The sequence below is a fragment of the Ruegeria sp. YKSF57 genome (assembly GCF_059612585.1).
The window spans coordinates 1-13,144 of sequence record NZ_JBXWQW010000074.1; the positions used below are offsets into that span (position 1 = coordinate 1).

10 protein-coding genes are annotated in these 13,144 nt (G+C 55.6%); 5 read left to right on the plus strand and 5 right to left on the minus strand.

Translation table 11 applies throughout. From position 1 onward, the window contains the following. Nucleotides 1–60: 60 nt before the first annotated feature. The 3 genes from AC2FLX_RS20645 to AC2FLX_RS20655 form a co-directional block, all read right to left on the minus strand. Complete coding sequence (locus AC2FLX_RS20645) at nt 61–1,107, minus strand: ABC transporter substrate binding protein (RefSeq protein WP_496747196.1); 1,047 nt, start codon at nt 1,105–1,107, stop codon at nt 61–63. Between the two features lie 30 nt (nt 1,108–1,137). Next, nucleotides 1,138–3,954, minus strand: a complete 2,817-nt coding sequence (locus tag AC2FLX_RS20650; protein ID WP_496809915.1) for an MFS transporter — start codon at nt 3,952–3,954, stop codon at nt 1,138–1,140. An 858-nt stretch (nt 3,955–4,812) separates the two neighbouring features. Continuing rightward, nucleotides 4,813–5,787 (minus strand): helix-turn-helix domain-containing protein, encoded by a 975-nt coding sequence (locus tag AC2FLX_RS20655; RefSeq protein WP_496875522.1) that lies wholly within the window; start codon nt 5,785–5,787, stop codon nt 4,813–4,815. 91 nt (nt 5,788–5,878) lie between these two features. Here AC2FLX_RS20655 and AC2FLX_RS20660 point away from each other — a divergent pair, with 91 nt between their 5' ends. From AC2FLX_RS20660 to AC2FLX_RS20675, 4 genes are all read left to right on the plus strand, one after another. Next, nucleotides 5,879–6,841, plus strand: coding sequence for an alpha/beta fold hydrolase (locus AC2FLX_RS20660; RefSeq protein WP_480750722.1), 963 nt, complete (start codon nt 5,879–5,881; stop codon nt 6,839–6,841). Between the two features lie 45 nt (nt 6,842–6,886). Then, on the plus strand, nt 6,887–8,434 hold the full coding sequence (locus AC2FLX_RS20665; protein WP_496809913.1) for an arylsulfatase: 1,548 nt from the start codon (nt 6,887–6,889) through the stop codon (nt 8,432–8,434). Nucleotides 8,435–8,524: 90 nt separating this feature from the next. Next, complete coding sequence (locus AC2FLX_RS20670) at nt 8,525–8,974, plus strand: hypothetical protein (protein ID WP_145975742.1); 450 nt, start codon at nt 8,525–8,527, stop codon at nt 8,972–8,974. Further along, nucleotides 8,967–10,202 (plus strand): HlyD family secretion protein, encoded by a 1,236-nt coding sequence (locus AC2FLX_RS20675; RefSeq protein WP_480750724.1) that lies wholly within the window; start codon nt 8,967–8,969, stop codon nt 10,200–10,202. Before AC2FLX_RS20670 ends, AC2FLX_RS20675 begins: the two co-directional genes overlap by 8 nt. A 541-nt stretch (nt 10,203–10,743) precedes the next feature. On the opposite strand, the gene AC2FLX_RS20680 is transcribed toward AC2FLX_RS20675, so the two are convergent. After that, the gene (locus AC2FLX_RS20680; RefSeq protein WP_496809912.1) at nt 10,744–11,607 is read right to left on the minus strand and encodes an SDR family oxidoreductase; all 864 of its coding nucleotides are present in this window, start codon (nt 11,605–11,607) and stop codon (nt 10,744–10,746) included. Between the two features lie 87 nt (nt 11,608–11,694). On the opposite strand from AC2FLX_RS20680, the gene AC2FLX_RS20685 reads away from it, so the two are divergent. Then, nucleotides 11,695–12,327, plus strand: coding sequence for a class I SAM-dependent DNA methyltransferase (locus AC2FLX_RS20685; protein ID WP_480749038.1), 633 nt, complete (start codon nt 11,695–11,697; stop codon nt 12,325–12,327). A gap of 6 nt (nt 12,328–12,333) precedes the next feature. Here the strand turns inward: AC2FLX_RS20685 and AC2FLX_RS20690 are convergent, their stop codons facing one another. After that, nucleotides 12,334–13,113, minus strand: coding sequence for a carnitinyl-CoA dehydratase (locus tag AC2FLX_RS20690; RefSeq protein WP_480749039.1), 780 nt, complete (start codon nt 13,111–13,113; stop codon nt 12,334–12,336). Between the last annotated feature and the right edge of the window lie 31 nt (nt 13,114–13,144).

A 13,144-nucleotide genomic window follows, 5' to 3' on the forward strand; every position in this document is an offset into this window, starting at 1 on the left:
CGATCAGGCCGATAATCGGGTCTCGGCGGGATTTTCGCGACTCTCGTGACCGTTGGCTTGCTAAGGCAGTCCGGGTCCACCGACAGGCCACTGCCAATCGCCCGTGATCAGTGCTGAACCGTCTCGGCTATCTGCAGGAAGGCGAAGGGCGGGATTTTGTCGAGTTTCCGGGCGACGTCCATATTGACGACATATGCGAAATCGGTCGCGCTTAGGATCGGGAGGTCCCTCGGGGCGATGCCGTCGCGCAGGATGGTCAGCGCCTGTCGCGCGGCGAGGCGGCCCACATCCTCTTCCCGTGCCGCGATCGACAGAAGCGCGCTGTCGTTGCGCACGAGAACCTCGTAGGGACTGACGATTGCGATGCCATTCTCGACCGCAGACTCTGTGAACAGTGTTCCGTTCTGACGAAGGAACGAAGATGAGGTAAAGCCATTCGACACCGGCTGCGGCCAGTTCGGCCATCCGCGCAGGGATCTGCGCGGGATCTGGCGGCCCCGAGACACCTGGCTGGACCTCGAGCGCAATCAATTCCACGCCAAGTGTCGGGGCGAGCGCGGCAAGTTCGTCGCGCTTGATGACCGAGTTCTCTTCGTTGCTGTTGTAAAGAAGGCCGAGCCGGTCGAACTTGACGTCGTAACTGCGCACGACCTCAATGTTCACGGCCTCGGGAACGCGATTGAAGGTGCCCGCAACATTTTCGCGCCCGCTACGTGCGAAGCTTTCGGCGATACCGGTGCCGAATGGGTCGGCCACCTGAGTGAAGACAACCGGAATATCGGATAGGAACCGCGGGTCGCCGAAATCCTCCAACCGTCCGATCGTTCCCAGCGTTGCACTAGTCCCATGCGTAATGACGAGATCCACCTTGTTGGCCCGTGCCTCTTCAAGCAGCGCCGGCAGGCGCGAAATGTCCTGCTGAAGATCGCGGACGTCCAATTCGACATCATAGCCGCTTTGCGCCAATTCCGATTGTACGCCGTGGCACAGTTCATCGCACCCGTAGTAGAATACCCCGAGAATGACTTTCGTATCTGCCCACGCCGGGACAGAGAAGGAAACATGAAGACAAAAGACCATAGCAAGTTTTGAAACGACAGTTTTCATCGGGTACTTCAGTCGGATCAACAAGAACAGTCACCGGTCAGACCGCTGCGATGTCAAGAAATTCATGCCGCCCATGACGGCGAAAAGGGCACCTCCGGCCATCGTCCACACCGCGATTGCCAGCGTCGCGGCAGCGTGCCCCGTTGCTCCCGAGAGCCAAGCCACAAGGATGAGGCCGACAACACTGCCAAGGCGTTCACCGGTGCGCAGGGCGCCAAGGACGGTTGCAGGTCCGAGCCCGGTGACTTTCGCCTCCGAGAGGCTCAGGGCAAGGGAAACCTGGGTTCCCCGCACCAGCGCGCCGCCCGCGCCGGTGCCGATCATGGCAAGCGCCATGGTCAGCTGGGACGGCGCCGCGGCAATGGGAAGCAAGGAGATTCCGGCAAGGGCCGCTCCGAGGATACAAAGAACCGTGCCGGGCATCCGCAACAGGCCTTCCAGGCGCCCTGCAAGCGGGCTGACTGCCATGACCGTGACGAAGTAGAGCATGAGAATCCGGCCGATTTCGGCTGCCGACGCTCCCTGCGCGTTCAGGGTGAGCGCGGCGAGGTAGGAGACAAAGGCCTGCAAGACCACTGCCCCAGGGATGGCAATTCCGAAAATCAGGGCGGCGAGATGCCCATCAGCCAGAACACGCCATTTCGCGCCTCGGGTCGGTGTGGCGGCCTCTTCCATGTCTATCCGGCCGATGTCGGGCGCAATCAATTTCCAGCTCAGCAGGGCGGATGCCGCAATCAAGGCGGCACTGACCAGAAAGACATTCGATGGCCCCAGTCGGTCGGCCAACACGCCACCCAGCGCCACTCCGGAAAACACGCCGCCAAAGAGGACGAGGCTGAAGATGCCAAGCATTCGATCCCGGTCTGCCTTGGTTGCGACGCTCAGAACATAGTCCTGTGCGGCAAGGGTCACGAGCGCGTAACCGAAACCGGTAACCGCGCGCCAGAGGATGATCTCCTGAGCCGTGCTGGCCGCGAACAGGCCGATATGCGCGGCCAGCGTCGGGATTGCCGCGGCGAAAAAGAGCCCCCTGACCCCGAAGCGCTCGACCAGCACGCGCGCATAGGGCGACATGATCACGATGGCCAACAGGTAACCGGCAAGCGGCAACGAGATCAGGACGGATTGGTTCAGCCATGGCCAAAGATTGTCCGCCGCGCGGGTATAGATCGGCAAAAAAGCCAGCGGTAATTCGTCCGCCGCTGCAAACAGAAAGAGCGCAAGCCGAATGTCGGAAAAGGACGATGTCTCCAGCAGCTTTGGTCCGCCCGGAGAGAGACCGAACCGCCCGCCGACGGACTGGAGAGCGGCGCGGCCCGGTGCGGTGGCGGTCTCGACAGCCTTGGCAAAGGCCCCGTGCAGTGTCTCGGCTCGGTTCGAGACACTGCTCAGGATTGCCTGAACCGAATCCTGTCCGACGACAGCGACCCGCCGAGAGAAATCGCCCGCCGCCTGCATGGCGCTCAGCCTTTGCAGCCGCGCCAATCCGCCTGTCAGAGTGCGTCCGGTGAGCAGCAGCATCACCTCCCACGCAAGCAGGACCGTCACCAGCAGGATCACCGTTTCGTCAAGCAAGACGTCCCGGAACCGTTGCGCGATCAGGCGCGGGTCTATGTCGATGACAACATAGGCGATCTCTTTGCCGTCATGCAGGATCGGATGGCTCCGCACGCCGCGCCGCTCTCTCGGCGGCGCGAGATAGGGGTCGATGCGCTCGCCTGCCTCAATCACGATCCGCCCGGTTGCGATGGCGATGTAGGCCACTTCCGGCAGCCGCTTGAGCATGTCGCCAAAGAACTGGTCCGCCCCGACGATCTCATCGAGGCCTATTCCGCTGTCGAGAGCGTGCTGGACGTTCTCGCTGACGACGGTACCGATCAGGTCGGTTCGCGCAGCGAGTTCAGGCTCGACCGATCTGGTGACGGCACGCATAAGCACCGTGCCCAGCATCATGGCCGAGGCAATGAGCAAGACAATCGTGATCGGCAGAACCTGCGCAAGTATCAGGGTTTTCAACCGGCCAGTTCGCTCCGGTGAAACCTCTTCGGTCTGAGCGGACGGGGACTGGGAAGAGAACGGCCGGCCCTCCGCAGAGGCGGCAATGGCCCGCTGCGCCTCGTCATAGGCCGCCTCGGCGTCGTGCAGGCTCCGCGCCAGACGCGAGAACTCTGCGTCGAGAGCCCCATGTTCTGGCGATCTGTCCGGCGGCACGGCGGACGCAACAGCTTTTCCATGGCTGTAGGTACTCAAAAGCTCCGCCAGTCTGCGCCGCGGTCGGTCGAGAACCAGATAGATCAGAATGAAAGCGAGAGTGGATGTTCCGATCAGGATCACAAGTGCGCTGCGCAACGTGATACGTACAATGTCTTGCGACGCAGTTTCCAGGAGCTCATGCGGATATTCCACGATAACGGCCCCCAATACCGGCCCGTCTTGCGCTCGGCGAATGGAAAAGCCGCTATAAAGCGTGTCCGCGGTCTCGTGCCCCCAGAAGTCGCCGTCCGAAAGCCGCATGGCTGTCAGCACATCCTGTGGCAGTGTTGTGGGTTTCGTTCCCGTGGTATGGGCGACGATGCCACTGGGGTTTATCGCGTGCACCGCCACGATCTTGGGATCAATGTACATGCCACGGGCCACGATGCTGTCGCCATCCCGTAGCATCGATATCGGCAGGCCAAGGTCGAGAACTGGTCGGAACGTCTCTGCCGTCGTCTGGGCTATGACGGCGATGCGCTGGCGCAGCAGTTGGGAGTAGAGCGCGTTGTGCTGCAGGACAATTAGGACAGAGAGCACTGCAAGCGCGATTCCAATCACCAAGGTGGTGACGATCCAACTTCGAAATCGCATTGGCGCCCTTCTGAAGGTTCCGGGGGCGGATCAAACAGCGCAATCTGCCCGTGACAAATCCAAGGATGGCCGATTGAACCAATCATATCAAGGACGCATACGTAAGGACATCTCACGCATGCTCCAGGCCCACGAGCCACGAGGTGCCGCGATGATTTATCAGACTTCGAATGGAGTTCGAGGATCAGTGCGCCCGAGCTTTGCGTCCCGACCAATCCAACACAAATTGCGCCTTGGTAAAAGTTAACCAGAGCCGGAAAGTAGGAATTGGTGCAAAACGCAGTTCACTCCGTTTTTCGCCATTCAATCGGGGCCGTTATGCGCTCAGGTTTTGTAGTAGGTCCGCGGTCCGGACATCGGCGCATTTCTGTCAGATGTCCCCTTCGAGCCCAATGCGGAAGTGCACGGGTTTTGACTTTCGCAGATACAGCGATGAAACAAGTATAGCCGTTAGCTACTAAGCAGCGCGAATAGCGGACGTTCATTCATTTGTCAGCATGATTTCATGCGCTGATGCCCGAGTTGCGGGCGAAATCGCCTGATGCGGTTTTACCGAACTCCGCTGTCGAACGCCCGATAAATTGCGGAACTAGTCGCGGCAGCGCAGCGCAAGGCGCTGCCGACATATTTGGACCCCCTTTTTGTACAGGATGGCTGTCCCCAACGCCGAATAACCAACTATCCGAATTTCTGGTGTTACTTCAGTCAAAGAAGATCAGAAATGTCACCGCTCGTTTTCTAGGCATGGATCGCTTGGCCCAAAATTGATCGACAAATACCGAGGTTGGATGACTCGGTTATTCTCAGGGTGTCCTCATCTATGGGCAACTTATCTGCAAAAACAATGCTCAAAGGCGGTCAATATTTGCGTATTCCAAGTGTTTCACTGGGCCTTTCTCCAAAGTAGTCGAAATACTTGCGGGAAAAGCTTCCTGGCCTTTTTACGCCGTGAGCCCGTAATACGTCTGACACCAGAACATCATGAGGGCTACTGTATGCCAGACATTTTTTTACATGGTTTATTCTAGTCGCATTCAAAAATGCTATTGGCCCCATACCATAGTGCTTGTGAAAAGCATGCCTAAGAAGACGATCACTGACATGAAATTTTTTGCACAGGTCCAAGGCGGTCAGAGGGGCAGAAATATTTGCATGCATGTATTCGATCACTGAGGCGACAAGTTTGTTTTGCTTCTCGTTTGCAATCGTGTGCTCGGATTTGAGCTGAGTTTTTTGCAGCGCTTCGACCAGACAGCGTAGGATTCTTGCCTCGGTGTCCGCTTGTGACAAATGCGATATTGCGCCATGGCATAGCATTTGTATTTGCCGCTGAATAAGCATCGCACCTTCAGGGTTGGTGTGAAGAACTGTCCAAGTCTCGAGATCGATGTCCAATTCACCATAAGACAGAATTTGCATCGCGTTCTGGAGAACCCGCTTGCCGACAATTAGGGCTTCAATTTGGGCACAGCTTTCCGTGCAGTTATGATATTCAATGCCAGTGCCTCTGATGAGAATGTCGCCAAGCTCTAGCTGTCTGCCTTGCCAACGCGTTGCCTGAGAGCGTCTTGTGATAGGAATAATGGTGACGCTGTTTTCGTCAGCGGGCCCCTTTGTCAGGAGCGAAATGTTGGTCTCTGCGACAAACGCTCTCAAGTGAGGCATTTGCGCCACCTCGAGCTTACCCTCAAATGCACCCTTGGACAGCAATGTGAACTCTCCCCGCCAGCCTGGAATCGCATAGCGGAAGTCCTCAAAACGGTTGAGTCTCAGTGTAATGCGCTTCAGTTGGCTCAGATGATCGCCAGCTTCCATTTGTCCGATTTTCCCCACGATGACGGTCCGTATCTTGCCGGAATCGTACAATGGATTGCTCGTCCTGCCTAGCTATAGGCAGTCTTGACCTCCAGCAGCGAGGCAGACGATGAAGTTCACATCAATACCTGGAGCAATCTTCAACGAATTCATAGCGTCAGGTTTGATGCTCATAACACCCGAGTATCGAGCGCTGAAAGCTGTTCAGAAAAGGTCCAGCGATAAAATGGACGCGTTGACCGATTACAAGATGAGCTTTCAGTTCATGACCATCAAGGGTCTTCGCCTCAGGTACTCGGTTGCCGGCAACGAAAGCGGTCCGGCAATACTCTTTCTGAGTCCGCTACCGCAGAGCATTCGTTGCTTCGAACAAATCTGGCCAAGTCTTGCCAAAAAGTTCCGGTTGATTGGGTTCGACCTTCCCGGCTTTGGCCGGAGCGAGGGCGGCCACGAGGTAATGAATACCGAAGCTCAAAGCGAAATCCTGGATCTGTTTGTTCGCGAGCTTGGTATCGCGGATTTCCATCTGGTTGGACCCGACGTTGGCATGCCGGTTGCGCTACACTACGCCATTCATCGTGACCATCGTTTGAAGAGTCTCGTTTTGGGGGACGGACCTTGCGTCACCCCATCGCATAATGGTTCGATCATCGACCGGGCCGTCACTTCACCATTGTGGCGCTTGATATTCAAGATTGGAGGGGCCGGGCCATTCGTGGTTGGCGCCAACAAGCTGGCCTATGTAAACTATTCTCCTAGTGATGACGAGGTAGAGGATTATTTTGCGTCATACCGCGGCAGGATACCTGCGATCATGCAATGGTTCAAAGCCTATCCAGAAATCATTGGCACAATTGAACCAAATCTTCCCGAAATTGATCTGCCGATCCAAATCTTTTGGGGAGAGGATGACAAACTCTTACTCGTGGAAACGGCGTACAAGTTTCAGGAGCGACTAAAAAACGCGAAACTTCGAGTTTTTGAGGAGTGTGGGCATTTCTCATATCAGGATAAGCGAGAAGATTTCGCTCAAATGATCAACGATTGGGTCGATGGTGGCCATGCTGAATAATCGCTGCGCTGAAGTGGCGAAGGCAAAGAATGGACTTGGAGTGCTATGACTAAATCCCTGATTAGAAGCGTAATGGTTGCAACTCTGATGACAGGGGTCATGGGGGCTGCATTTGCCGAAGAGCGGAAGCCCAACATTCTGATAATCACGAGTGATGATACGGGAATCTGGGATCTCAGCTTCAATCACAGAGGTTCAAGAGGTTACAAAACACCGAACATTGATGGTTTGTTCGAAGACAGTATGGCCTTTACGGATTACTATGCCGAGCAATCTTGTACCGCAGGGCGCTCCGCCTTGATCACCGGTCAGGCCACAATTCGAACTGGCCTCGCAAAGGTGGGCCTGCCCGGCGACAAGAATGGAATGAACGAACAGAATCCGACGATAGCCACTGCTTTGAAGGATCAGGGGTATATCACTGCGCAATTTGGAAAGAACCATCTGGGTGATCGCGATGAACACTTGCCAACAATGCACGGGTTCGATCGCTTTTTCGGAATATTGTACCATCTGAATGCGTACAACGAGTTAGAAAACGAAGATTACCCCGGAAATCCAGTTTTCAAGGAAAACCTGGGGCCTCGAAATCCTGTCAGAAGTGTCGCAAACGGTGATGGCACGCAGACCATCGAGGATATGGGCCCTCTGGATCGGGAACGCATGAAGACCTTTGATGATGAGGTGCTTTCCGAGGGCTTTGATTTTCTTGAACTGGCAAAAGAAAGCGACCAACCGTTTTTCCTTTGGATGAACTCTACCAGAATGCACTACCCCACCTATGTGCCTGATGAGTGGAAAGGAGTTTCAGGACAAGGCAAATATGCCGACGGTTTGTTGCAGCATGATGCATGGGTCGGCTCTCTTCTAGGAAAACTGGATGATCTTGGTTTCTCGGAGAATACCATTGTCATCTATCATGCCGACAACGGGCCTCAGACGAGCCTATGGCCTGATGGTGGGATTACTCCCTATCGGAGCGAGAAGTTCACCAATTGGGAAGGTGCATACCGTGTTCCCGGAGCGGTGCGATGGCCAGGCCGCATTCCCTCTGGAACGGTGTCCAACGAGATTATGTCCAATCTTGATTGGTTCCCAACACTGCTGGCAGCCGCAGGCGAAGTAGACATTGTTGAGAAGCTGAGGGAAGGCCATGAGCTAAATGGGAAACCATATCGTGTGCATCTGGATGGCTACAATCAATTGCCTTTGTTGACCGGCGAAACCGAGGAAGGTGCTCGACAGGAGTTCTTCTATTTTACTGACAACGGAGGTGTGGCGGCCATGCGTTTCCGTGATTGGAAGCTGGTCTTTAGCGAGCAACGAGGCACTGCCTTGGGCGCTTGGCAAGAGCCGATGATCCCGCTCAGCTTCCCAAAGCTCTACAACCTCAGAACAGACCCCTTCGAAACGGCAGACTTCAACAGCAACAGCTATGACCAGTGGGCATTTGACAGAACGTTTGTCGGCGCGATCGCTCAAGCCACGGCCAGGAACTTTTTTAGGAGTCTTTTGGAGTTTCCACCGCAACAGGCAGCGTCGTCGTTCAATCCAGAGGTCATCCTGCAGCGTATCCAGTCAAACAACAACTGACGCGAAAATCATGGGCGCGCTCAAATGGTTTGTAAATGCGCCTTATAGGCATCGCACGATCGCAGCAGATTCGAGACGGAGGAATAAAGTATGAGTACTCTTTCTGAGACACAAAGCATGCACCCGTTGGCGACGGGCCATTTGCCGTCGTTTTTTCCTTCAAGCGACGGAAGCGACTTATTGTTCATCCTGGTCGTGGTTGCAATCATTGGAATTTTCGTAGTCGCAGGTGCCGTGTACTTTACACTTCATTCCGTGCCGGAAAATATCGCACATGAAGCTGGCCATGCCCAGTTTCAAGTGGTGGGGATATTGGCACTGCTTGCATTGTTCACGCACAATAATCTGTTTTGGGTGATTGCCTTGGTCATTGCGGCTTTCAAGTTTCCCGACTTCTTGACCCCTATCAAATCCATAGCTCGATCTCTCAATCCGCTGAAATCGATTGCGTCATCTCTTGACGCAATTCAGCTTTCTGTCGCTGCGCCCCGCGGTGAGAAGACTGCCCAGCCCAAAATGGAAAGTGACGGCAATGCTTGAGTTCCTGCTTTGCTCTTTAGTCACAATTTTCCCGGATTACCTGTTTCGCCGTTACTGGCAAGGAAAGAAATGGGGGCAGGAGATAAACCTCTTCTCAGTATGGTACGAGCTGAGATATGGATTGACGACATGTCTGCTTCTTACGCTGGCCTTGATCACCGTAGTTTTCTACTATCACCCATCTGCCACGAATGTCCGTTCGTTCTTTCGGACGGTTACAATTCTCCCGGAAACCGGGGGGCGGGTGTCTGAGGTTTTGGTCGAAAACGGGCAATCTGTAAAAGGTGGCCAGCTTCTTTTCCGCCTGGACAGCGCCAGCCAAGAGGCGGCTGTTCTCGCGGCCAAAACAAGAATTCTGCAAACCGAAGCTTCAATTCCTGTAGCCGAGGCGAACTTGGCGGCTGCCAGTGCAACAGTAGAAATGGCGAAGGCTAATCTGGCGCAAGCAGAATATGACCTAGCCCAGGAAAGAGAACTTGCTGACAAGAATTCCGGCGCAGCTCTCGAACAGCGACTGGTGAGAGCGTCGAATCTGGCTTTGGTGAGGCAGAACGAGTTGGAAGCTGTCGTGGCCAATCAGCTCGCCGCTCAAGAGCGTTTGAAAGAACAAATACCTGCTGAATTGGAGGCTGCAAAAGCGTCCCTGGAACAGGCGGAAGCAGAGCTCGCGAAAACTTACATCTACGCGGGTGTGGATGGTTCAGTCGAGCAGTTCACTTTGCAGGTCGGAGACTATGTCAATCCGATCTTGCGCCCTGCAGGGATCCTGATCCCTGAAAAGTTCTCCAGCAATAAGCGATTCCTAGCCAGTTTCGGCCAGATTTCTGTGCCTGTTATCAAGGTGGGAAGCTACGTCGAAATGTCCTGCCTTTCCAAACCTTTCACTGTAATTCCAATGGTGGTGGTCGATATTCAGGATGTTCTACCCTCGGGGCAGATCAGGCAGGAGGACCGTCTTCTTGATCCGCAGATTGGCCTGTTGCCGGGCAGCCTAACGGTTTTCCTGGAGCCTGTTTATCCTGGCAGTGTCGACGAAGTTTTGACCGGGTCCACGTGTCTGGCGAATGCATACAGCAATCATCATGACGTTCTACACGAAGGTGACGTTGGTTCTGTCGAGCGGGTCTATCTACACGCCGTGGATACGCTGGGGTTGGTGCACGCGATTATTTTGAGAATTCAAGTATTTATGCTCCCGGTGTTTTCTTTGGTCTTGAGTGGCCATTGATTTGGAGCTCATTAGGGAAGTGATCGGAGACCATGGCGAGACATCCAGCGCTGGCGCAACGAACGGCCGCCTCTGGCTTCGGTCATTTTGACCATTTTGAACGACCGCTAACGGGAAATCATGCTGCTCCACCACAACTGGCTCAGAAATTAGGCGGTCGTGCGGAAGTCAATTTCGCTGCATCAGCGACCGGCAGAAGAGTCCCGCGATCTGTGAATTCGAGGAAGCCCGGATTTCGCACTTGCAGCGAATGACCGCAAAGCGGGCTGCGACCGCAGAATCTTGAAGGTGGATCGAAGGTCGGCTCTGGGCCGGTCACGCTTAACAGAGCCGTTCGCCCGGAGGTTTGCATCGTCCGTGAAGCAGACAAATAACTTCAAGACATGACCAAATTTTCTGGCCGGGTTCGCCCGGCCGGAAAATCCACGCCCATTTGCTGCATTCGGCAGGGCGGGAAGGCGGCGGTGGAGGCGCGATTTGACCGTTCCGGAACTGTACAAAATGGCACCTTGCCCTCTGGGATCGGTACAAATTGGACAATTCATCCGGATTCCGTGCCGTCAGTCTCCTTCATCAGCGCTTCAAGCCCGACCCGGTAGTTCGGATAGATCAGCTCGATTCCCAGCTCATCCTTGATCCGATCATTGTGTACCCTCTTGTTTTCCATATAAAAACTGCGGGCCATCGGGGTCATGTCAGCCTCGTCGAACGGCACGGCGGGCGGCAGCGGCAACCCCTGCAACTCAGCAGCATACCCAATCACATCCTGCGGCGGCACCGGCTCATCATCACACACATTGTAAATCGCACCCGGATTTGGGCGTGCCATCGATGCCGCCAGAACCTGTGCGATATCGTCAACGTGTATACGGCTAAATACTTGTTCAGGCTTGATAATTCGCCGCAACCCGCCTTTTCGCAACTTGGAAAATGGTCCCCGCCCCGGCCCATAGATTCCCGCCAGCCGGAAGATGTGCAGAGGCAATCCCGGGATAGCGGACCACTGTTCCTCGGCCATCACCCGCCAGCGCCCGCGCTCGGCGGCCGGTTCCGGTGGCGTGGTTTCATCCACCCATCCACCATCATGATCGCCATAGACCGCCGTCGTCGACAAATAGCCGACCCACTCGAGTTGCCCCGCCCTCGCCACGATCTCATCGCCCAGCGCGGCAAGTACAGGATCACCCGCCGAGGTGGGAGAGGTCGAGATCAGCATGTGAGTCACACCATCAAACGACGGCAAGGAACCCGGCCAAATAGTCGGCTCTGCTCCGGATTTCTGAATTTTATCAACCTGTTCTGTGTTTCGCGTCGTGCCGATAACGCGCCATCCACGGGGGATCAGCAGACGCGACAGCGCCTGAGCAGAATATCCGTGTCCAAAAGAAAGAAGTGTGCCTGTCATGTTACCTTGATGGGCTGCAATGCTGGACGATGCAAGCGCCCGATGGACGCACTTGATTCGAATCTCCGCTTGGGCCTTTCATGGGGCATGAGCAAAAAGACACCCGACCTGCACGCCGCCTATGCGCTGGAAACACCGGAAGACCACAAACGGCTTTATGCCGAATGGGCCGGTGATTATGACGACAGTTTCGCAGCGCTCGAAGATTATCAGCTTCACGTCCAAACCGCCCGCGCCTTTGTTGCGGCCGGGGGGCAAGGTCCGGTACTGGATGTGGGAGCGGGAACCGGACTGTGCGGCGCGGTGCTGGCCGGTTTGGGCGTCGGCCCGATCGATGCCACCGACATAAGCCCCGAGATGCTGGCCGAAGCGATGCGCAAGGACATCTATCGCGATGCCATCGAGGCCGATCTGAACCTGGGTATTCCAGTTCCACGGGAAAGCTATTCCGGCATCGTTTCCTCGGGTACTTTCACGCACGGCCACCTTGGCCCCGAGGCGCTTCCTGCCCTGCTGCGGGTCGCCCGGCGTGGGGCGCAGTTTGCCTTGTCGATCAATGCAAAGCATTATGAAGCAAAAGGTTTTGCTGACATATTACGCGACTTGCAGAACGGACAGATTGAGAACCTGAAACTCAAAGAAGTCCGTATTTACGGAGATCTGGCAGCCGGACCGAACAAGGACGACACCGCCCTTGTCGCCCTGTTCGAAAAGACCTGAGCCGTCTTATTTCCCTTTCCAGACCGGATCGCGCTTTTCGGCGAATGCGCGGGCGCCTTCGAGATTATCCTCGGACGCATAAAGGATATCGACCGTCGCCAGCTGACGTTTGGTGATCCGATTCATGATATCCTGAAACTTGGAATCCTCCGCCTCGCGAACGATCTCTTTTATCGCGGAATAGACCAGCGGCGGGCCGCTTGCGAGAAGGCGCGCCAACTCCCAAGCGCGATCCATCAACTGATCGGGCGGGACAATCTCGTTCACCATCCCCCAACGTTGTGCCTCGGTCGCGTCAAACCAGCGGCCGGTCAAAAGCAACTCCATCGCGATATGATAAGGAATGCGTTTGGGCAATTTCACGCTGGCGGCGTCGGCCACGGTGCCCGACCTGATTTCGGGCAATGCAAAGGTCGCATGATCCGCTGCCACGATCATATCAGCGCTCAACGCCAGTTCCAGACCGCCACCGCAGGCTATTCCGTTCACTGCCGCGATAACGGGCTTGTTCATGTCGCGCAATTCCTGCAAACCGCCAAAGCCGCCGACGCCATAGTCACCATCGACGGCGTCGCCATCGGCTGCGGCCTTCAGATCCCAACCAGGGCAAAAAAACTTCTCGCCACCACCCGTCAGAATGGCCACGCGCAAATCCGGGTCGTCGCGAAAGTCGCGAAATACCTCACCCATAATCCGGCTTGTCTGCAGGTCGATCGCATTCGCCTTGGGGCGGTCCAGGGTGATTTCAAGGATCGCGCCATCACGCTTGGTTTTAACTGGATTCATGAGCTTGCCTTTCGAATGAGGGCATCCACAG